Here is a 21,268-nt window from a genome sequence, read left to right as displayed (position 1 = left end):
AGGGCTCCTGTCTCTCATTGCACCCCACGGCGCACCCTGATTCCTCATTACTAAATGTAGAATCGATTTAATTCTAAACACTTAAATTCAAATTCCAGCCCCGGCACAAGCTTTGCTCAATCAGCATCCTCAGCCCGGATAGTCGTGTCCTTTGGAGGGAAAAGCATCAGCGCACTGAAAGGAAAGATCATGAAAAAGCACTCTTTATGGCGGGTCCTTGCCATCAATCCAGGATCAACCTCGACCAAAGTGGCCCTTTTTGAGAACGAGGTTCCGACACTCCAGGACACTCTGCGCCATGAGGCAGAAGAGCTGTCGGCTTTTCCGAACATCCCCTCGCAGTTCTCCTTTCGCCTTGGCACCGTTTTGAATTGGCTGAAGAGCAACGGGGTCCGGATTGAAACACTGGATGCAGTAGTCGGCCGGGGAGGCCTGCTGGGACCGCTGGAAAGCGGGACTTATCCCGTCAACGAGGTCATGCTGGAAGAGATGAGGGCGGTCGGTCAGCGGGAACATGCCTCCAACCTGGGAGTCCTTATGGCCCATGAGATAGCCGGGATCGCGAACATTCCTGCGTTTACCGTCGATCCGGTAACTGTGGACGAGCTGCACGATCTCGCCCGGGTTTCGGGACTGGCGGGAATCGAACGGCGGAGCATCTCCCATGCCCTGAATATCAAAGCGGTCGCCCGCAGGGGCGCTGCCGAACGCTCTGCCTGCTACGAAGACCTGAACCTGATCGTCGCCCATCTCGGCGGCGGCATTTCCGTCACCGCCCATCAGAAGGGAAGGATGGTGGATGTCAGTGGCGGACTGGACGCAGGACCCTTCTCTCCCGAAAGAACCGGCAGCCTGCCCCTGCTCGATGTGGTCGAGCTCTGTTTTCAGGGCGCGGCGCTCGGCAAGGCAGAGATCAAGAGAAAGCTGATTGGCCAAGGCGGACTGGTCTCCTACCTGGGAACCAATTCAGCCATTGAGGTCGGACGACGAATGCGGGAAGGAGATGCCTCGGCCCGGCTGGTTGCCGAAGCCATGGCTTATCAGATCGCCAAGGAAATCGGCGCCATGGCCGCTGTTTTAAAGGGTGATGTGGATGCGGTCATCCTGACGGGAGGAGTGGTCCACTGGCAGGAGTTGGTGGAGTGGATCCGGGAGCGGACCGGTTTTATCGCTCCGGTGTGGGTTCACCCCGGCGAAGACGAAATGCTTGCTCTCGCCCAAGGCGCCCTGCGGGTCCTCCGCGGGGAGGCGCCGGCGAGATCCTATACCCAAACCGCCCCGGTTCCAGACCCAAAAACAATCCTTCAAGGAGCTGTCGAAAAATGAAAACTGCCAAAAACGTTTACGAGCTTCCAGTCAACGAAGTTTCCCCGGTTCCGGTTCTCTGCTCGATCCCCGACGGTACGGGCAACCCGGCTCCGCTGGGCCTGCTGGGATTCGGCCTGACCACCATCCTTGTCAACCTGCATATCGCAGGGCTGTTTCCCAACGACAGCATGATTCTCGCCATGGGCATCTTCTACGGAGGTTTTGCCCAGATTCTGGCCGGGATTATGGAATGGCGGAAGAACAATACCTTTGCCGCCACCGTTTTTACCTCCTACGGACTGTTCTGGCTGAGCTTCATCGGGCTGATGGTCTTCCCGCAACTCGGGCTTGGCGCCCCGCCCGGCATCCCCTCGCTGGTCGCATATCTGGTGCTCTGGGGCACCTTTACCCTGGTCATGTTCGTCGGCACTTTCCGGCTCAACAGGGCGCTCCAGATCACCTTTGCGCTGGCGGTCATCCTGTTTTTCGGCCTGGCCGTCGGCGATGCCCTGGGAAGCTCCCTGATCAGATCGGCGATCGGCTTCGTGGGCATTCTGTGCGGGCTGTGCGCCGCCTATACGGGCGTGGCCCAGGTTCTCAACGAGGTCTTCAACCGAGTCCTTCTGCCCCTGGGTCCTGTTCACCGTTGACCCGGGAGAAATCGGAAAAGAGAGAGCCATGAACTGTTACCGCCTATTGAGTTCGCAAACCAAAGCCATCATCGTGCTGGAGGGGCTGGCCGGCCGGGCAGCGAAGGACATCTGCCGGGAATACAACATCACCGAGTCGCAGTATCGCCGCTGGCGGCAGCTTTTTCTGCGGCTTTCCCCCCAGGTTTTCGAATGGAACCGAGGGGAGCAGAGGGAGAAACCGGGAAAGCGGGCCGCTCAAGCGAAAAGAAAAACCAGAAAGGAGAAACCGACATGCCGCATCTCCAACAGTACCGCAGCAAACTGACCCCCCCGGAAGAGGCGGTCAAAATCGTTCGGCCCGGCGACTGGGTGGATTACGGCTGGTGCCTCGGCCATCCGGTGGCGACCGACCGGGCCCTGGCGGCCAGGGCCGGCGAATTGTCGGACGTCAAGGTCAGAGGCGGCGTCACCCTGTGGATGCCGGAAATCTGCCGCATCCCGAATCCGGAGCGGCATTTCACCTGGAACTCCTGGCACTGCTCGGGAATCGACCGCAAAATCCTCTCTTCCGGCTGCGGCTTTTACGGCCCCATGCGCTATTCGGAGCTGCCTCGATTCTACCGGGAGAGCATCGAGCCCGTCGACGTCGCCATGTTCCAGGTGACACCCATGGACGAGCACGGCTATTTCAACTTCGGCCCTCAGGCCTCCCATCTGATGGCGGTTTGCGAGCGGGCCAGACATATCATCGTGGAGGTCAACCGAAACATGCCCCGCTGCCTGGGTGGCAGGGAGGAGGCCATCCATATCTCGCAGGTCACGCACGTCGTGGAAGGGGACGACCCGGTTCTGGCCGAACTGCCTTCGGCTCCTCTTTCCGAAATCGATGTCCAGGTCGCCCAACTGATCGTCGAGGAGATCCCCGACGGCGCCTGCCTGCAGTTGGGAATCGGCGGCATGCCGAATGCGGTCGGCAAACTGATCGCGGAGTCGGATCTCAAGGATCTCGGCGTGCATACGGAAATGTATGTGGATGCCTTTGTCGAGATGTCGCTGCGGGGAAAAATCAACGGGTCGCGCAAGAACATCGATCGATACCGCCAGGTTTTCTCCTTCGCCGCGGGCAGCCGGATACTGTACGATTTTCTTCATGACAATCCGCAGATCATGAGCGCCCCCGTCGACTACTGCAACGATGTGCGCAACGTCGCCCTGATCGACAACTTCGTCTCCATCAACAATGCCGTGGAAGTCGACCTGTTCGGCCAGGTTTCATCCGAATCGGCCGGATTCCGCCAGATCAGCGGCACCGGCGGCCAGCTCGACTTTGTCCTGGGGGCCTATCTTTCCAGAGGGGGAAAAAGCTTCATCTGCCTCTCCTCGACCTATGACAAAAACGGAGAGGTCCGATCCCGCATCGTGCCGACCCTCGCCCCCGGCAGTATCGTCACCGACAGCCGTTCCTGCGTGCATTGGGTGGTGACGGAACACGGCAAGGTCAACCTGAAGGGGAAGAACACATGGCAGCGCGCCGAGGCGCTCATCTCCATAGCCCATCCCGATTTTCGCGACGAACTGATCAAGGCGGCGGAGAGAATGGGCGTTTGGAGAAAAGCCCTTCGCCGGTAGGGGCGCAACGTTTCTTGCGCCAGTCCGCTATGTTGCACCCCCTTCCTGCTAACAACATGCTTTCGGAACGAACTAACTTGCTGTTTTAATTGATTAAAATGACATTCCCGAAAATGGGCACATTCCCTGCTCTCCGGTTGGCATGGAGGCGGAAGCGCCGAAGATCTTCCTGGTTGAACGATACCCCACACCCGTTACGCCCTGAACGAGCTTCCCGGTTGAGCCTCCGATTACCGGGTCGGGAAGGCGTCCCCCCTGATCTCCCGGTCAGGGGGACGCCTTCTCGTCAAACCTGATCCAGGAGAAACTCATGCAGTTGATTGATACTATCAAGCAAAGAGCCCGAACCAACCTGAAAACCATCGTGCTGCCGGAAAGTTACGATGATCGGATGCTGCATGCCGCCGGCCGGATAGCCCGCGAGGGGCTGGCAAGGGTCGTTCTGCTTGGGGATCCCGACGATCTGTGCCAGAGGGCGAAAGCCCTGGGCGCCGACTTGACCGAAGTCGCTCTGCAGTCCCCCGCGGACGCTTCCCGACTGGCCGGCTATATCGAAGAGCTGGCCTCCCTTCGCCGGCACAAAGGGCTGACTCGGGAACAGGCAGCCAGCTTGCTTCTGGCGCCTGACCATCTGTTTTTCGCGGCCATGATGGTTCACAGGGGAGATGCCGACGGTGCCGTAGCGGGCGCCTACAACAGCACCGGGCAGGTTCTGCGGGCCGCCCTCCAGACCATCGGCACCGCGCCCGACATCCGTACCGTCTCGTCCGTCATGCTGATGGCGACTCCCAGGCAGGACTTGGGCGAGAACGGCATTCTGCTGTTTGCCGACTGTGTTGTCAATCCCCGGCCGGATGCCCGGGCATTGGCCGAAATCGCCGTAACCACTGCCACAAGCTGCCGCAACCTGTTGGGGGTGGAGGCCCGCGTTGCCCTGTTGTCCTTCTCCACCATGGGCAGCGCAGAACACGAAGAGGTCGACAAGGTCCGGCAGGCCAAGATCATCGCCCAAACCCTGGCTCCCGATCTGATTGTCGACGGGGAATTGCAACTGGACACCGCCATCATTCCCCAGGTCGCCGCAATGAAAGCTCCCCAATCGCTTATAGCCGGTCGGGCCAACACCCTGATTTTCCCCGATCTCAACAGCGGCAATATCGGCTACAAACTGACCGAAAGGATTGCCGGGGCCCGGGTGGCCGGGTTAATGGTGCAGGGTTTGGCGAAACCCTTCAATGATATGTCCCGTGGATGTTCCGTGGAGGACATCGTCAGCACCGTGGCCATGACCTCCGTACAGGCCGGCAAATAGGCAGGCGGCGAAAGGGTCGGGAGAACTGTAGAAAAAAAATGCCGCGCCGTGTAAAGTGGGGCTGGCTCTTCGAAAGGAATCCAGGAGCCTGTCGTGAAAAGGGGGTGGGCATGGCCATTGGTTGCGAAGACCAGGCGGTTTTGCTGGTAGATGACGAACCCAATATTCTCTTCAGTTCCCGAATGCTTCTTCGCAGCGCCGGAATTCGGGAAGTGGCGACTCTCGATGACAGCCGTCGGGTGATCCCTCTTCTGGCCGAGCGCGATTTCGGAGTCATCGTGCTCGATCTCTTCATGCCGCATATTTCCGGTCAGGAACTGCTGACGGACATCTGCATGAAGTATCCTCATATTCCGGTTCTCATCATGACCGCTTCGGACGAACTCGACCTGGCGGTCCAGTGCATGAAGAACGGTGCACACGATTATCTGGTCAAACCGGTCGACAAAACCCGGTTCATCACCACCATTCAACGGACCCTGGAACTTCGGAATCTGCGCAAGGAAGTGCATCTCCTCAAGGAGCAACTGCTTTCCGATCAACTGGAGCGCCCCGAAATTTTTGCCCCCATCATCACCTGCAACAGCAAAATGCGCGCAATCTTCCGTTACATGGAAGTGGTGGCCCGATCCCGCCAGCCGATTCTGATTACCGGGGAGACCGGCGTCGGCAAAGAACTGTTCGCCAAGGCCATCCACCAGTTGAGCGACCTTCCCGGCAAACTGGTCTGCGTGAATGTGGCGGGACTGGACGACAACCTGTTTTCCGATTCTCTGTTCGGGCATGAACGGGGCGCCTTTACCGGAGCCGACCGCCCGCGAGCCGGTCTCATTTCCCAGGCCGGCGGGGGCACGCTTTTCCTGGATGAAATAGGCGATCTGAAAGAGGCGTCCCAGGTCAAGCTGCTGCGCTTGCTGCAGGAGCAGGAGTACTATCCGATCGGGTCCGACGTGCCCCGCAAAAGCGATGCCCGGATCGTGGTCGCCACCAATCGGAATCTGCAGCAAATGATGACCAGGGATCTGTTCAGAAGCGACCTCTATTACCGGTTGTGCACCCATCACATCCATATCCCGCCTCTTCGCGAGAGACGGGACGACATCCCCTTTCTGCTCGACCACTTCATGATCAGGGCCAGCCAGGAATTCCGCAAAAAGCCTCCGGCTGCCAATCCCGAACTCCCGCGACTCCTCGGAACCTATGCTTTTCCAGGAAATATCCGGGAACTGCAGGCCATGGTGTACGATGCGGTGGCCCGGCATCAGAGCGGCGTCCTTTCCATGGAGAGTTTTAAAAACGTCATCGGCTGGGATCAGGCCGGGACGCCGGCCAGCGGCAACCAGGAAAAACCGGATGCCGAAAGCCTTCGGAACCTTTTTGGTCGTTTTCCGACCCTGAAAGAAATGAATCTTCTGCTGGTCTCCGCGGCCATGGACCTGGCCAAGGGCAACCAGGGCATCGCTTCCTCGCTTCTCGGCATCTCCCGCCAGGCGCTGAATCAACGCCTGAAGCGGCAGGAGGAGGCGACAGAAGGGAGTGCCGAGCCTCTCTAGAACCTTCCTCCACATTTCGCCGCTCCCCGCGGCCGTCTTTCGGCAGCTTTCCGCGCCCTTTTTCTTCTTTTTTCAAACCTGCCGAGCGTCCTCCAGATCCGGAACGGTGAATTCCGTCGGATTCCTTCAATCTATCTTGCCGACCATCAATCTTTCTTTCTTCCTCATCAGAAAGCGAATCAGGCGAGCCTGCATTGCAGGGTTGTTTGAGAATCCGTTTCATGAGCAGGGAATGTTGCACCCAAGGGGTTCGCTCCGAACCTGAAGACTCTTTACAACTCATTGTTTTTTCAAATATTTTATAATTTTTTCGACTTGGTATGCTCTCTGCTCTCGGGGTGAATGGTCGTCGGCTGGCCGGACAGGCCGGCCTGCCTATCAATCACGCATCAAAAAAGGAGAACGTGTCATGGGAGCAATGCCAGAACAGGTTTACAGCTTTTTCATGCCCACCACCTCGCTGCTGGGCAACGGAGCGGTCAAGGAGATCGGCAAACAGGCCAGGATTCTTGGCGGCACCAAGGCCCTGATCGTGACCGACAACGGTCTGGTCAAGCTGGGAATGGTCGATATGGTCAGAAAACTGCTCGAGGAGGTCGGCATTCAGGTGGTGGTCTTCGACGGCGTCGAGCCCAATCCCACCGACATCAATGTGCGCGACTGCCTGAAAGTCTGGAAGGACAACGGCTGCGATCTTATGATCACCTTTGGCGGCGGCAGTTCCCATGACTGCGGCAAGGGCATGGGGATCATGGCTACCAGCGGCGGCGACATTCGCGACTGGGCCGGCATCGACACCCTTCAGGCCGATCTTCCCCCTTACATTTCGATCAACACCACTGCGGGGACCGGCAGTGAAATGACCCGCTTTGCCGTGGTTACGAACACCGACACCCACGTCAAGATGATTTTCGCCGATGCCCGCCTGACCGCTGATGTGGCCATCAACGATCCGGCCCTGATGGTCGGCCTGCCCCCGGCCCTGACCGCCGCCACCGGCATGGACGCCCTGACCCACGCCGTCGAGGCCTATGTCACCACCCTTCTTTCAAATCCCATCACCGACTGTCTCGCCCTGGAAGCGATCCGCATCATCGGCAAATGGCTGCGCAAAGCGGTCGCCAACGGCTCCGACATGCAGGCTCGCGACGCCATGGCCTACGCCGAATACCTGGCCGGGATGGCCTTCAACAGCGCCGGTCTCGGCATCGTCCATTCCATGGCGCACCAGCCCGGCAGTCTCCTCGGCAAGCCCCATGGGGTCTGCAACGCCATCTGCCTGCCAATCGTCTGCGAATACAATCTCATGGCCAACGCCGAAAAGTATGCCAAGGTGGCCGAGGCTTTGGGGGAAAACGTCGAGGGATTGAGCACCATCGAAGCGGCCGAAAAGGCCGTAGCCTCCATTCGCAAACTCTCCAGGGATATCGGCATCCCCACCGGACTGGCTGAAATCGGCGTGACCGAGAAGGATATTCCGATCATGGCCGAAAACGCCCTGAAGGATGTCTGCACCCTGTTCAACCCCCGATCAGTCAAACTGGAAAATTTGAACGAGCTTTACAAGAAGGCCATGTAAAACGACGCGGGGCGTTAAAAACGCCCCGTTTTCACATTCAATGGATTTTGGAGGCAGGCAATGAAAAACCTTTTTCTTCTCTGCGTGATGGCGGCAATGGCGTCTGTTCCGGACTTTGCACGCGCTACGGACCCCCGGGACTATATCCCGCTGCCGTCCGGTTCCATGCTTTTCTGCACCTACCTGCAGCACACCACGGGGCACCGGTTCAAAGTCGATGACGAGGTGGTTTCCAACGACTTCAACCTTTCGCAGAATCTGGTCATTTTCCGTCCGGTATACTATACCGACCTCGGCCCCTTCACGGTCGATCCCCAGGCCCTGATCATCGCCGGCGAAGCGAGTCTCGACGGCGACATTATCGCCGACACCTCGACCTCCGGCATCGCGGACCCGGTTCTGCTCATGACAACCTGGTTCGTCAACGATCCGGCAAACAAGCTCTGGTTCGGCTGGACCCCCTACCTGACGGTTCCCATCGGAGAGTACAGCAAGAAACGGCCCTTGAACCTGGGGACGAACCGCTGGGCGCTGAAAAACGAGCTGGGACTCGTCAAGGGGTTCGGTCCCTTCTACATCGATCTGGTGGGGCATGTGACCTGGTTTGACGATAATGACGAGTTCTGGAACGGGACCGAGGAAGTGACCAAGGAGCAGGACCTGCTCTATGGTGCAGAGGTTCATCTCAGCTACGATATCCACCCCCGCTGGTGGGTCGGCCTGAGTTACTTTTACGCCAACGGCGGGGAAACGGAAATCGACGGGGTGGACCAGAAGGACGATCAGGACAACCATGCTCTGATGTTCACTTCGGCCTTCGGCATCGGCGACCATTACCAACTGCTGTTTCAGTATCGCGACGATTTCGGAGTGAAAAGTGGGACGGAAACCAAGTCGATTCAAGCCCGATTCTGCATGTTCTTCTAGAGGCGGCGGAACAGTGTGGGAGCTTGCGACAGGGCTCGATTACAGATCTGTGCCGGCTCCCACACAATATTTGGATGTGATCCTCCTCGGCGACCTTCCTCTTCGCAAGGTTTTTTGGAATTACCAGACCCCTGGCGTCCTCCAAAGGAGGGAATCCTACGGGTTTCTATGGGCATGAAGAGCATGCCGCACCAGGAAATATCCCGCACTAAGGCCAATGATGATCGCCGCTATGCCGAAGAGCATCTCGGGTGTCTCTTCTTTGTAGTCCAGCACTATGATCTTCCTGGACACGGCCACCAGCGCCACCAGGATGACGACCTCCGCATGAACCCTTTCCTCCTCCAGGTAGGCCTTGATACTTTCGAGAAGTTCCAGTCCGATCAGGACCATGAGGAAAAACGAGAAAACCTCCAGCATCTCCTTGGTATTGAGCAGGAAAACCGGCGGCTCCCGAAGCTGCTGGACCAGGACGAATCCCAGCTCGATGGTGGAGACGAAGATAGCCACCATCATCAGACCGAGCAAGGCGAAAACAATAACCTTTTCAAACATTTTAAATATCTTGTTCAAGCAGTCCCTCCTTTCTGGTTCAATGCAAACCGTCAAGCGCCCGCAGGAAGAGCTTTCGTTCTGGTTTCGGCACGCCGGCGCAGCCACTTTTCGAACCCGATCACAGCGTAAATGATCAAACCGCCCGACAGAATCCAGATCCAGTCTTCGATTGCGAGCGGAGCGGATCCAAACATCACATTCATGGCGGGAGCATAAGTGAACAGCAACTGCAGCAGGGCCATGGAGGCGACCCCCAAAAGCAGCGGCCGGTTTGAAAAAACACCCAGCTTGAACATGGAATATCGCAGGCTGCGGCAGTTGAAAAGATAGAAGAGCTGCCCGAAGATAAACATGTTGACAGCCATGGTGCGGGCTTTTTCCAGATTTTCGCCTTTCAACAGGCTCCATTCGAAAAGACCGAAAGCCCCTATCAGAAGCATCAGACTCACCAGACCGATCCGGAGGATGAGTTCTCTGGTGAGCACCGGAGTTTCAGGGCGGCGGGGAGGCCGCTCCATGATTCCCGGCTCCTTTCCTTCAAAGGCCAGCATCAGGCCGAGCAGCACGGCCGTGGTCATATTGATCCAGAGAATCTGTACCGGTTTGACGGGCAGGGCGATCCCGAAGAGTTTGGCCACAAAAATCACCAGAGCTTGCCCGCCATTGGTCGGCAGCGTCCAGGTGATGAATTTGATCAGGGTATCGAAAACCGCGCGGCCCTCTTCGACCGCGGCCTCGATGGTGGCGAAATTATCATCGAGCAGTACCATATCCGCAGCCTCTTTTGCGACTTCGGTTCCACCAGCCCCCATGGCGACACCGATATCGGCTCTTTTCAGGGCCGGTGCGTCATTGACACCGTCCCCCGTCATCGCCACGACATGACCGCTGGTCTGAAGGGCTTCGACAAGTCGCAGTTTCTGTTCAGGAGCGACCCGAGCAAACACCGATGCCCTTTCCGCCGTTTCAATCAACTCCTGGTCGGATAATTGGGACAGATCCTGGCCTTTGAAAGCAAAATCGCCGATGGCGCGGCTCGGGTCGGCAATCCCGATCTGGCGGGCGATCGCAGCGGCCGTGACCACATGATCGCCAGTAATCATCTTGACTTGAATACCCGCTCGTCCGCAGGCGCGGACGGCATCGATCGCTTCCTTTCGCGGGGGATCCATCATGGCCTGTAGTCCCAGGAAAGTCAGCCCTTCGCTCACATCCGCATGAGAGACAGAGCGGTTGGAATTGTTCAGAATTTTTTTCGCCAGGGCCAGGACCCGCAATCCCTCTCCGGCCAGACCTTCGGCTTCCCGGTGAATAATGGCCCAGTCCAGCTTTTCCAATGACCCGCCTTCACCACAAGCGTCTTCACATCGCTGCAATACCCGTTCGACCGAACCCTTCAAAAAAACGACCTTTTCCCCGTTGGCTCCGATCGAGTGCAAGGTGGCCATGTATTGATGCTCGGATTCGAAGGGGAGGGTATCCAGCCGCGGACACTGCTTTTCAAGCTGATCCCGGTCCAGTCCGGCCTTCACGGCAACAGTCAGCAGAGCCGCTTCCGTCGGATCCCCCTCGTAGGTCCATCGCCCTTCTTTTTCGACCAGGCGCGAATCGTTGCAGAACAGGCCGGCCTCGAGGCATTCCAACAGTGCCGGCAGGGATTGGGCCTTTACTGCCGTGCCCGTTCGAACGATCTCTCCAGCCGGGGAATATCCTCCACCCGTTACCTCGAAATGGCGTCCCCCGGCATAAATCTGCTGAACCGTCATCTGGTTCTGTGTCAGGGTTCCGGTCTTGTCGGAGCAGATGACCGTGGTACTGCCCAGGGTTTCAACGGCCGGCATTTTGCGGATAATGGCGTTGCGTCTGGCCATTTTTCCGACGCCGATCGCCAGCATCACGGTCATGGCCGCGGGCAGACCTTCCGGTATGGCCGCAACCGCCAGCGCAACCGCCGCCATGAAAGTTTCCAGTATGGTTCCGCCGTGGAGCAGGCCGACCAGAAACGTCATTCCCGCCATAACAAGAATGACCCAGAGAAGCAGGCTGCTGAAGTGCCCGATTTTTTTCGTCAGGGGGGTTTGCAGGACTTCGGCACTGGTAATCAGCTCGTTGATCCGGCCGATCTCCGTACCGTCTCCCGTGGCCACAGCGATCCCCGTTCCCGTTCCATAGGTGACGAGGGTCGAAGAATAGGCCATATTGGCGCGATCGGCCAGCGCGACCTCCGCAGGCAGGCTTTCATACTGTTTTTGCACCGGAACCGATTCCCCCGTAAGGGCCGATTCATCAATCTGCAATTCCCTGGCGCTGATCAAACGGAGATCCGCGGGAACCTTGTCGCCGGACTGCAGAAGCACCAGATCGCCGGGCACGAGTTCCGAAAACGAAACCCTCTGTTTTTGTCCGGCCCGCACCGCCGTTGCCTGGCCCTCCATGGAAAGGGCCAGAGCCTCGATCGCTCTGAGCGCCTTGGCTTCCTGAATATAGCCGATGACGGCATTGACCAGCACGACCCCGAAGATGACCGCACCATCCACCCATTCCCGGAGGAGTAAAGTGATGATGGTTGCCCCCAGGAGGATATAGACCAAGGGCTGATGAAACTGCTGCAGAAACAGGACTAGGGGACTTTTTCTTTTCTGCCGGGTGATCCGGTTCGGTCCGAAATGCTCCTGCCGATGGGTGACGGCAAAGTGATCGAGCCCCTTTTCAACGTCGGAGTCGAGCAGTGTGACTATCTCCTCCGGCGGCAAATGATGCCAGTGCCTGGAGAGCAGGGTCTCCATAATGCAGCCTCCGACTGAAAGATTAATTGTTCTTCCTGGCGGATAAATATACAGCACGACCATGGAATTACCAGAAGCTGCGCTCATTTTCCTCTTATATCCAGCCTCTTCATGATTTATAATTCGAAAAAATTTACTCAGAAATTTACAATCAGCAAGGAGAAAAGGCATTTATGGCCGACGATGATACGGAACAGAGGCAAGAGCATGCCTGGCTGGAGAAATGGTCGTTTCTGCTGACACTGATCCTGGTGACAGTCCTTTTCTTTTTCCTTCTCAAACCCTTTTTCGCAGCCATTTTCTGGGCCTGCCTGATAGGCCTCATCTTTTATCCCGTTTACCGGCGGTTTCTCAACCTCTGGGGATACCGGCCCAACCTGGCCGCGATTGCCACTCTCGGTGTATGTCTAGGCATCGGTATCGTTCCGGCGCTGTTCGTTCTCGGCTCCTTTTTCAAGGAAGGCGCCGAGCTGTACCAACGCCTTCAGACCGGGGAGTTCGATCTGGGGGAGCGCATCGAACAGATCAAAACCGCATTTCCCGCAGTTCAGTCCTTGCTGGAGCGCTTCAACATCGATCTGACCATGATCAGAGAACAGCTGTCCGGAGCGGCCCTGACCGCCAGCCAGTTTGTCGCCCAGTATGCCGTGCAGGTCGGGCAGAATGTCGTGCGGTTCTTTGTCAGCCTGGGTCTGATGCTCTATGTGGCCTTCTTCCTGCTGAGGGACGGGAATAAGCTTGTTGCCCTGCTGGTTCGCGCCCTGCCGCTGGGGGACCGCAGGGAACAGCTGCTGTTCTCCAAGTTTGCGGAAGTGGCCCGCGCGACCATCAAGGGCAACCTGGCCGTCGGGGTCGTTCAAGGCTCTTTGGGAGGAATCATTTTCTGGATTCTCGGTATTCCCGGAGCTTTCCTGTGGGGAGTGGTGATGACCGTGCTGTCCCTGATCCCGGTGGTCGGGGCCGGGCTGATATGGATGCCGGTCGCGATTTACCTCATTGCGGTGGGTCATTGGGGAAAGGGTCTGATCCTGATTGCTTTCGGCGTAGGGGTGATCGGCCTGGTCGACAATGTTCTGAGGCCGATTCTGGTGGGGCGGGATACAAAACTGCCCGACTACATCGTCCTGCTTTCGACTTTAGGCGGCTTCGCCCTGTTCGGCATCAACGGATTCGTCATCGGACCCCTCGTTGCTGCCCTGTTTGTGGCCTTCTGGGGAATTTTCATCCGGGAATTCTACACGCCGCAATCCTTGGCCTCCACTGAAGAGATGTCCGGGGAAGGTGCAGGTTCGGACGAAGAGGTTTGATCCTGTAAGCCAACCTGCGCCCAACCGGAGGCCGGACTCGGCGCCCGGCCCCGTTGCCTTTCGGGCGCCGCCCTGTTGGTGCGCCCTCAATGGAGGCGGCGTTCGGTCTCCTCTCGAGCTGCTTCTTTGCCTGCCTGAAGGGCTGCCTCGGCCGTTTCCATCTGTTCGCGGCCTTTTTCCTTCGCGTGTTCCAACGCCGTGTCCCGCGCTTCTCCCATCAGCCGGTCCTCCCGTCGCGTGGAGGGGATGAGGGCACCGACCAGGGCACCCACGGCCAGACCGACGCCCGCCATCAGAATGGGATGCTCATGGCTCATATCGACCATACCGGATTTCATATGCCGGCCGCGATCCTGGACCCTGTGCCCGATTTCACCGGCACGCTCACGGGCCGTTCCCATTTTTTCACCGACAGATGATCCTCTCTCATGCATGCTTTCCCTCGCTTGAGCTATTTTGCCCTGCACCTGCTCCCCGACCTGGTGAAATTTTTCGCTCACGGCCTGCCTGGCATCACGGATCTTGCGGCCCGCACTGCCGCTCCTGTGGATTCGGGGTGCTCTGTAGCGGGAACTTCCGGAGGATGCCATGAGCCATGCGATGCCGATTCCGGTCAAGGTTGCGGGCAGGGGGTTGTCGCGCAGGGCTGAGCCCAGGTTGTTTGCAAATTCCTTGGGCCCGCCCGGCAGGCGGTGAATGGCCCGGTCCAGAAGCTCTCCTGGGGAAAATCTGCGTTCGAGAGCTCGAAGAGTCTCGTCCATTTCCGACCGGATGGTGCGTATTTCGCCTTCCAGTTCGGACGTGCTCTTTCTGGAAAGATCCCCGACCGATTCAGAAGTGCGGACGAAATCTTCTTCCCTCAGTTCTCTGCGGGCCCTTTCCTCTTGTTCGTCTCTTCCATTCATATTTATGTACTCCTTATATGGTGCTTGGCAAAAGATTTATCCTCGCGCATGGTGTCCATCGTTCTCTGTGGAACCAGATTCCGCGCCTTGAGGTTGCTTCGCCCTTTCTGCAGCATGATCACCCCGATCACCAGGACTATCAGACCCACGATCAGAGCGGCCAGCCAGGGCTCCAGCACTTGAGCCAGGGCGTAGACGGCCGAAAAGAGAAGAACGATGATACTGGCGAAAACGACCATTCCACCAACGGCCAGGGAGGTGATCCCGGTCTTTGCCTGGTGGGCCTTTTCCGACATCTCCGACTTGGCCAGTGCCACCTCATGACGGACCAGTGAGGTCATTTCCCGGCTCAGTTCGGAAAAGAGATTGGCCAGCGACCGATCGTCTCTGTAATTTGTCTTTTCCATAATGTCCTCCTATATGTGAAACTCCTCTTCCTGCTCCTCAAACGCGCTCTTCCTTTGAGAGGTGACCATCTCTTCCCGCACCTCCATTTTTTCGGCGTACCCGGGTTCGGTGTTTTCGGCCGAACTTTTGAAGAAACGGGCCGCCAAAAAGCCGAGAGCTACAGCTCCGCCGGCCACCAGAGCGGGCTGCCGCCGGGCCAGGTCCACGACCTGACGCCTCAGCCCATCCAGGTCCCGCTCTCTGAGGTCATGGGCAAAATCCTGAATCCCCTTTGCCGCCTGCCGGGTGTACCGGGCCGTGTTCGACTGACCTTCCTCTTCCAGATTCTTCGCAGTTTTTTCGATCGCGTTTGCAATCCCCTGGAGGAATTTGGCCACGGAGCCTTTCTGTTCGCTCAACAGCGACTCCCCTTTTCTGCGGAGATCCTCCTGGAATTGCTGCGCCTCCTGCCGAACGGGTTTCCTTTCGCCTGTCCGGGGGACGCCGACCGAGGTTTCGCCGGTTCCTAAATTTCTGTCGTCAGCCATATATGCCACCTCCTAATTGGTGTAAGTGCCCTTTTCTTCGTTGTTTTTCTATTAAAACCTAACAAATTGGCCAGACCTGTCAAGAGGTCGACCCAGATTCCAGCCAAGCTTACCGCCTTGCTGTCGATTTCCCTCTTGCGGTTTCCGCCCTCCTCGCTAAATTTATAGAACATTTGGTGCCACCTGTTTCAATCTGGTTTTTCGTGGCCTTGTCTTCTTTGTCCGATTTATTCAGGAGCAGAAAGGTGAGGTTTTATGAAAATTGCCCAGGTTGCACCGCTATACGAAAGCGTTCCGCCGCAGTGCTATGGCGGCACCGAGCGCGTTGTCTCCTATCTGACTGAAGAACTGGTGCGCCAGGGTCATGAAGTCACCCTGTTTGCCAGCGGAGATTCGATCACCTCCGGCTCTCTTGTTCCCTGTTCTCCCCGCGCTCTTCGGCTGGACAAGACCTGTATCGATCCTCTGGCCCATCACTTCTGCATGCTGGAAAGGGTTTTGAGGAAAGTGGACGAATTCGACCTTGTTCACTTTCACATAGATTACCTGCACTTCCCTTTCACCCGGCATCTTGGGTTTCCCCACCTCACGACACTGCATAGCCGGCTGGATCTGCCCGACCTGCGCCCTCTCTTCCGAGAGTTCAGGGACATGCCTCTGGTTTCCATTTCGAACGCCCAGCGGATCCCCCTGCCTTGGGCCAACTGGATTGGTACCGTCTATCACGGCCTGCCGGAAAATATTTATCGATTCTTTCAAAAACCTGGAAACTATCTGGCATTTCTTGGTCGGATTTCACCGGAAAAGCGCCCCGACATGGCCATTGCCATCGCTCGCCGGGCTGGTATGCCGCTCAAGATTGCCGCGAAAATCGACAAGGTCGACAGAGAGTACTTCGAGCAGAAAATCCGGCCGTTGCTAAAGGGACCGTGGGTCGAATTTGTCGGTGAAATCAACGATCGGGAAAAAGAGGAATTTCTGGGCAATGCCCATGCCCTGCTTTTCCCCATCGACTGGCCGGAGCCCTTCGGACTGGTCATGATTGAATCAATGGCCTGTGGCACCCCGGTTATCGCTTTTAGAAAAGGGTCGGTTCCGGAAGTCATGGAGAACGGCCTCACCGGCTATGTGGTCGAGGATCTGAAAAGCGCGGCGCTGGCGGTCGAGCAGATCTCCAGCCTTGACCGCAGCCGGTGCCGAAGGATTTTTGAGGAACGCTTTTCAGTCAGCAAGATGGCTCAGGACTATCTGGCCCTGTACCGGCAACTCGAGCTCGAGCAGGAAGAGTGGCCCATCGGATCTTTCCAGGCAAAGGAGACCCTGACCTTCGTCAACAAGCGGCCCGCCCCGCCTTCCGGAATATTTCGCGGCGACCCGCGAAACATGTAGGATTGTGCCATGCTGGATGCAGCAGACCACAAGGACGATTATCATATTCAGGCCGCTACGGCTTCCGCCGATGAACGGACCCGTGTCCTTAAACAGGGGGAGACGTTCGCCGTTTTCGACAGCCGGGGGGATATTTTGCCTCTGGGCAGGGGAGAGCAGGGTCTTTACCATGAAGGAACCCGCTTCCTGTCCTACCTGGATTTCCTGGTGGAAAACCAGCGGCCCTTGCTGCTCAGTTCCACCGTCAATGAGCGGAACGAACTGCTCACAGTGGACCTCACCAACCCGGATCTGATCATCGCCGGAGATCGGGAAATCCCCCGAGGCAGTCTGCATATTTTCCGTTCGAAATTTTTGTGGAAAAATACCTGCTTCGAGAGGATAAGATTGGCCAATTTCGGACTGGGTCCGTTGTCGCTTTCCTTTTCCCTGCAATTCGACGGGGATTTCAGGGATATTTTCGAAGTCAGAGGGGTTCAGAGAAAGAGACGGGGGCAGCGAAAAGAGGGTGATGTCCGGGGGAATGAAGTCGTTCTGCCCTACCAGGGGCTGGACGGAAGGGAACGCAGGACCGTTTTAAGATTTTCTCCCTCGCCTGAACACATTTCTCCAAGCGAAGCGGTTTTCTCCCTTCAACTGGAGCCCCAGGAATCGGCGAGCTTCTATCTGACCATCTGTTGCCAGATTCAGGAAGACCGTCCGGAGCATCCCGATTACGAGGAGTCTTTCACCGCCTCTCTGAAGAGACTGGAGCTTTACCGTTCGGAACTTTGCGAAGTGAAAACAAGCACAGGGCAGTTCAACGGGTGGCTCAACCGTTCCATGGACGACCTGCATATGCTATTCACCGAAACCGGCCAGGGCGTTTACCCCTATGCCGGTGTGCCCTGGTACAGCACCGCCTTCGGCCGGGACGGCATCATCACAGCGCTTCAGATGCTCTGGATCAATCCCCGCATTGCGCGCGGGGTGCTGAACTTTCTGGCTGCCAATCAGGCGACGGAGGAAATACCTGAAAGCGATGCCGAGCCGGGCAAAATTATCCATGAAACCCGTTTGGGTGAAATGGCGGCACTGGGCGAGATCCCTTTCGGTCGCTATTACGGCAGCGTCGATTCCACCCCCCTTTTCGTCATGTTGGCCGGCGCCTATTATGAACGGACCGCAGATCGTAACTTTATCGAAAGTCTATGGCCGCATATCCTCCAAGCGCTGCACTGGATCGACACCTATGGCGATAAGGACGGGGATGGCTTCGTGGAATATCTTCGTCATTCCTCGACCGGCCTGGTTCAACAGGGCTGGAAAGATTCCTGGGATTCGGTGTTCCACGAGGACGGCACCATGGCCAAGGGTCCCATCGCCTTATGCGAAGTGCAGGGATATGTCTATGCAGCCAAGCGGCAGGCGGCCGCGATGGCGGAAATGTTGGGGGAAAAGGACCAGGCTACGATTCTGCATCAGCAGGCCGCCACCCTGCGGGACAAATTTCAGAAAGTCTTCTGGTGCAGCGATCTGAACTCCTACGCCCTGGCGCTTGATGGAGCCAAGCGCCCCTGCCGAATTCCCAGTTCCAATGCCGGACAATGCCTGTTCACCGGCATCGCCTCCCCAGAACAGGCGGCCCGATTGGCCCGGCAGCTTCTTTCCCCGGCTCTATTCAGCGGATGGGGCATCCGCACCATTGCCGAAGGAACAGCCAGATACAATCCCATGGCCTACCACAACGGCTCCATCTGGCCCCATGACAATTCCCTGATCGCCCAGGGATTGGCTCTTTACGGTGAAACCAGGAAGGCTCTCCAGGTCTTCGAGGGCATGTATCACCTGGCCAACAACGTCGACCTGATGCGTCTGCCAGAGCTCTTCTGCGGCTTCAAACGTCTGCCGGCCCAGGGTCCGGTTCTTTACCCGCTGGCCTGCTCGCCCCAGGCCTGGGCGGCCGGCACGGTTTTTCTCCTGCTGCAGGCCTGCCTGGGGCTCACCATCGACGCCCGGACCAGCCAGATCCGATTCTGGCACCCAGTACTGCCTCCTTTTCTGGACGAGGTCGTCATCCGAAATCTGAAGATCAGGGAGGCATCCGTGGACCTGTCCATAACCCGTCACCCGACAGATGTCGGCATCAATGTCCTGCAGCGGGATCCGGGAATCGAAGTCGTCGCCATAAAGTAGGTCCCGAAGTTGCTGTCTTCCTGGGACGCCCTCCTTCATATTCCAAAGGAAGACCGTGGATTGAAGGGAAGATCCTGCTCCATCCGGCGATACAGCTCCCTGGCTTTGGGGCTGTCGGCCGGCGGCAGGGCAACCTGCAGTACGGCATAGAGATGACCTGGAGGTTTGGCCGGCAGACCCCGCCCTTTAAGACGCAGAATGCGGCCGGTGCCGGATCCTGCCGGGATTTGCAGATCAACCACCCCTTCCGGCGTCGGAATCTTGATCTTGCCTCCCAGCGCCGCCTCCCAGGGAGCGACTGGCAGATCCAGGTAGAGGTCCTTGCCGTCGACGCGGTAAAAACGATGGGGACGAAACTCCACCTCCAGATAGAGATCACCGTAGTTCCCCTGGTTTTCAGGGGGCCCACCATACCCCGAAAGCCGGATCTGCTGGCCGGGCAATATACCTTTTGGAATCCTGACCGAAAGATCCATTTTTCCTTGACGCAACCTGCCATAGGGATCAATTTCGGGGATCTCGAGGGTGATGGTGCGCACCGCCCCCCGGTATGAATCTTCCAGGTCGACCTGAACAGTGGCATGAAGATCTTCCCCCTGTCGATAACCCCAACTGCCGGAATCTCCCGGGTAGCGGAAACGATCGCGCCTCAACCCCTCGAACAGATCGGACAACTCTTCCACGCCCCCATGGGGGAAATCCTGGCGGGAGTAAAAGCTTTCCGGCCGGGAATTATTGTATATCCTGTTTCCAGGAGTTACATTCACCTGGCTCCTGTCATAGTCCGCCCTCCGCTCCCGATCCCCGAGCACTTCGTAAGCTTCCGCAACCTCCCTGAATCTGCGTTCGGCATCCGGCTCTAAACTGACATCGGGATGATACTTCTGGCTCAGCCTTCGGTAGGCCCGCTTGACCTCTTCCGACTCGGCATTTCGCGCCACCCCGAGAGTCCTGTAATAGTCCCGGTTTGGCATGTCGTTTTCTCCTTGGTCGTCTGCATTTCTATGATTGAATCAGCCTTACATGGCATCAAAAGAACAATTTTTGTGCCAATAAATGCCATTTCTGAAGGAGCCCCGTCGGCCTTGGGAATGAGCTCGCCGGCAAATCGACAGACGACCTCTGCAACGTTGCACTTTCGACACCTGCGACAGAGATGCGACGTCATTCTGCGACACAAAAGCTTCGGAAAAATCCACAATGGATACCAAACATCTCGTTTTCACTGCTCTTTTTCAAAACTCCGGGTTTTTGTCCATTGGCACGGGATTTGTTCTTTAGAGTGGCGTGTGCTGCAAAAGATAAAACGGCATTCGAGACCGAAAGAAAGGAGAACTGATATGGCAGCGTGGGACATGTTTCGCGAAATGGATGAGCTCCGTCGTGAAATCGATCACGTGTTTCGTGGTTTAGGGGTTGGCCGGGGACTGAGCCCCGCGTTTATTCCCGGGATAGGAGTCGGAGATTTTCCCCGCATCAATGTGAGTCAGGATGAAAACAATTACTATATCCATGCGATGGTTCCCGGAATCGATCCCAGCGACCTCGAGCTGAATATCATGCAGGGAACGCTGACCCTCTCCGGGGAGAGGAAAGAGTCCGGGAATGGGGATCGAAGCTGGCACCGTCGGGAGAGAGGATTCGGAAAATTCCTGCGCACAGTGGAACTCCCCGAGAGGGTCAACACGGAAAAGGTCGACGCCCGGTATCATAACGGCATCCTCACCATCACTCTGGGAAAAGCGGAAGAGGCGAAGGCGAAAAAGATTTCTGTAAAAGCCAGCTGAGCATCGCTGAACATCGATAGGAGGAACTAGCCATGGCGGATAGAAACGTTACCGTTCGCAGTGAAAACACCCCCTCCGGGGTGGAAGAAGTGAGCCGCCCGGAGCGTTACTCCCGGCCTCCGGTTGACATTTTCGAAACGGAGGACAGCCTCACCCTGGTGGCTGATCTTCCCGGTGTGGAAAAGGATCGGCTCGATATTCATCTGGAAAAAGGAATTTTAACCATCAGCGGCAGGGTCATGCCGACCCAGGGCCCGGAAGTCCTCGCGCGGGAATTCTCCCTGATTGACTACTATCGGCAGTTCCAGGTCCCCTCTGAAATAGATGCCGACCGGGTCAGTGCAGACTTTAAAAACGGCGTACTGACTCTGTCGATGCCGAAATCGGAGGCGGCGAAACCGAGACGTATCGAGATCAGACACTGACATTGCGACTAAATACAAGTTAAAGACTGCGGGCCGTGGGAGAAATGTCTCCCCGGCCCGTTCT

19 protein-coding genes are annotated in these 21,268 nt (G+C 57.3%); 13 read left to right on the top strand and 6 right to left on the bottom strand.

Annotated elements, in window-relative coordinates; translation table 11 throughout:
- Positions 1–189: 189 nt before the first annotated feature.
- From buk to R2940_15025, 8 genes are all read left to right on the top strand, one after another.
- Positions 190–1,326 carry a butyrate kinase gene (gene buk, locus R2940_15060; GenBank protein MEZ4601107.1) on the top strand — a complete coding sequence of 379 codons (1,137 nt, stop codon included), beginning with the start codon at positions 190–192 and terminating at the stop codon, positions 1,324–1,326.
- On the top strand, positions 1,323–1,958 hold the full coding sequence (locus tag R2940_15055; GenBank protein ID MEZ4601106.1) for an acetate uptake transporter: 636 nt from the start codon (positions 1,323–1,325) through the stop codon (positions 1,956–1,958). Before buk ends, R2940_15055 begins: the two co-directional genes overlap by 4 nt.
- Before the next feature lie 28 nt (positions 1,959–1,986).
- Complete coding sequence (locus tag R2940_15050; GenBank protein ID MEZ4601105.1) at positions 1,987–2,265, top strand: helix-turn-helix domain-containing protein; 279 nt, start codon at positions 1,987–1,989, stop codon at positions 2,263–2,265.
- Positions 2,232–3,569, top strand: a complete 1,338-nt coding sequence (locus R2940_15045; protein MEZ4601104.1) for a butyryl-CoA:acetate CoA-transferase — start codon at positions 2,232–2,234, stop codon at positions 3,567–3,569. The genes R2940_15050 and R2940_15045 overlap by 34 nt, the downstream gene beginning before the upstream one ends.
- Before the next feature lie 310 nt (positions 3,570–3,879).
- The gene (gene pta, locus R2940_15040; protein ID MEZ4601103.1) at positions 3,880–4,881 is read left to right on the top strand and encodes a phosphate acetyltransferase; all 1,002 of its coding nucleotides are present in this window, start codon (positions 3,880–3,882) and stop codon (positions 4,879–4,881) included.
- A gap of 110 nt (positions 4,882–4,991) precedes the next feature.
- Complete coding sequence (locus R2940_15035; GenBank protein MEZ4601102.1) at positions 4,992–6,434, top strand: sigma-54 dependent transcriptional regulator; 1,443 nt, start codon at positions 4,992–4,994, stop codon at positions 6,432–6,434.
- A 409-nt stretch (positions 6,435–6,843) separates the two neighbouring features.
- Positions 6,844–8,013: an iron-containing alcohol dehydrogenase gene (locus R2940_15030; GenBank protein ID MEZ4601101.1), complete on the top strand. Its 1,170-nt coding sequence runs from the start codon at positions 6,844–6,846 to the stop codon at positions 8,011–8,013.
- 60 nt (positions 8,014–8,073) lie between these two features.
- Positions 8,074–8,940 (top strand): transporter, encoded by an 867-nt coding sequence (locus tag R2940_15025; GenBank protein ID MEZ4601100.1) that lies wholly within the window; start codon positions 8,074–8,076, stop codon positions 8,938–8,940.
- Between the two features lie 156 nt (positions 8,941–9,096).
- Here the strand turns inward: R2940_15025 and R2940_15020 are convergent, their stop codons facing one another.
- A complete protein-coding gene (locus tag R2940_15020; GenBank protein MEZ4601099.1) occupies positions 9,097–9,513 on the bottom strand; it encodes a phosphate-starvation-inducible PsiE family protein in 417 nt (138 codons plus the stop codon).
- 32 nt (positions 9,514–9,545) lie between these two features.
- Positions 9,546–12,281: a cation-transporting P-type ATPase gene (locus tag R2940_15015; GenBank protein MEZ4601098.1), complete on the bottom strand. Its 2,736-nt coding sequence runs from the start codon at positions 12,279–12,281 to the stop codon at positions 9,546–9,548.
- Positions 12,282–12,454: 173 nt separating this feature from the next.
- Here R2940_15015 and R2940_15010 point away from each other — a divergent pair, with 173 nt between their 5' ends.
- A complete protein-coding gene (locus tag R2940_15010; protein ID MEZ4601097.1) occupies positions 12,455–13,588 on the top strand; it encodes an AI-2E family transporter in 1,134 nt (377 codons plus the stop codon).
- An 86-nt stretch (positions 13,589–13,674) separates the two neighbouring features.
- Here R2940_15010 and R2940_15005 read toward each other — a convergent pair whose 3' ends face one another.
- The 3 genes from R2940_15005 to R2940_14995 are packed head-to-tail and all read right to left on the bottom strand — an operon-like array spanning position 13,675 to position 15,428.
- On the bottom strand, positions 13,675–14,493 hold the full coding sequence (locus R2940_15005) for a DUF3618 domain-containing protein (protein MEZ4601096.1): 819 nt from the start codon (positions 14,491–14,493) through the stop codon (positions 13,675–13,677).
- 2 nt (positions 14,494–14,495) lie between these two features.
- A complete protein-coding gene (locus R2940_15000; GenBank protein ID MEZ4601095.1) occupies positions 14,496–14,900 on the bottom strand; it encodes a phage holin family protein in 405 nt (134 codons plus the stop codon).
- Positions 14,901–14,909: 9 nt separating this feature from the next.
- Positions 14,910–15,428 (bottom strand): hypothetical protein, encoded by a 519-nt coding sequence (locus R2940_14995; protein ID MEZ4601094.1) that lies wholly within the window; start codon positions 15,426–15,428, stop codon positions 14,910–14,912.
- Positions 15,429–15,683: 255 nt separating this feature from the next.
- On the opposite strand from R2940_14995, the gene R2940_14990 reads away from it, so the two are divergent.
- Both R2940_14990 and R2940_14985 read left to right on the top strand, forming a co-directional pair.
- Positions 15,684–16,817 carry a glycosyltransferase family 4 protein gene (locus R2940_14990; protein ID MEZ4601093.1) on the top strand — a complete coding sequence of 378 codons (1,134 nt, stop codon included), beginning with the start codon at positions 15,684–15,686 and terminating at the stop codon, positions 16,815–16,817.
- 9 nt (positions 16,818–16,826) lie between these two features.
- Positions 16,827–18,992 carry an amylo-alpha-1,6-glucosidase gene (locus R2940_14985; protein ID MEZ4601092.1) on the top strand — a complete coding sequence of 722 codons (2,166 nt, stop codon included), beginning with the start codon at positions 16,827–16,829 and terminating at the stop codon, positions 18,990–18,992.
- A gap of 35 nt (positions 18,993–19,027) precedes the next feature.
- Here R2940_14985 and R2940_14980 read toward each other — a convergent pair whose 3' ends face one another.
- The gene (locus tag R2940_14980) at positions 19,028–19,966 is read right to left on the bottom strand and encodes a DnaJ C-terminal domain-containing protein (GenBank protein ID MEZ4601091.1); all 939 of its coding nucleotides are present in this window, start codon (positions 19,964–19,966) and stop codon (positions 19,028–19,030) included.
- Positions 19,967–20,332: 366 nt separating this feature from the next.
- Between R2940_14980 and R2940_14975 the strand changes: the two genes are divergently transcribed.
- Positions 20,333–20,779 (top strand): Hsp20/alpha crystallin family protein, encoded by a 447-nt coding sequence (locus R2940_14975; GenBank protein MEZ4601090.1) that lies wholly within the window; start codon positions 20,333–20,335, stop codon positions 20,777–20,779.
- A 32-nt stretch (positions 20,780–20,811) separates the two neighbouring features.
- Positions 20,812–21,204 (top strand): Hsp20/alpha crystallin family protein, encoded by a 393-nt coding sequence (locus tag R2940_14970; protein ID MEZ4601089.1) that lies wholly within the window; start codon positions 20,812–20,814, stop codon positions 21,202–21,204.
- The last annotated feature ends 64 nt before the right edge of the window (positions 21,205–21,268 follow it).

The organism is Syntrophotaleaceae bacterium, assembly GCA_041390365.1.
In the GTDB taxonomy this organism is placed as follows: Bacteria; Desulfobacterota; Desulfuromonadia; order Desulfuromonadales; family Syntrophotaleaceae; genus JAWKQB01.
The sequence above is the reverse complement of the archived record's forward strand: the minus strand, read 5'-3'. Positions and strand labels throughout refer to the sequence as shown.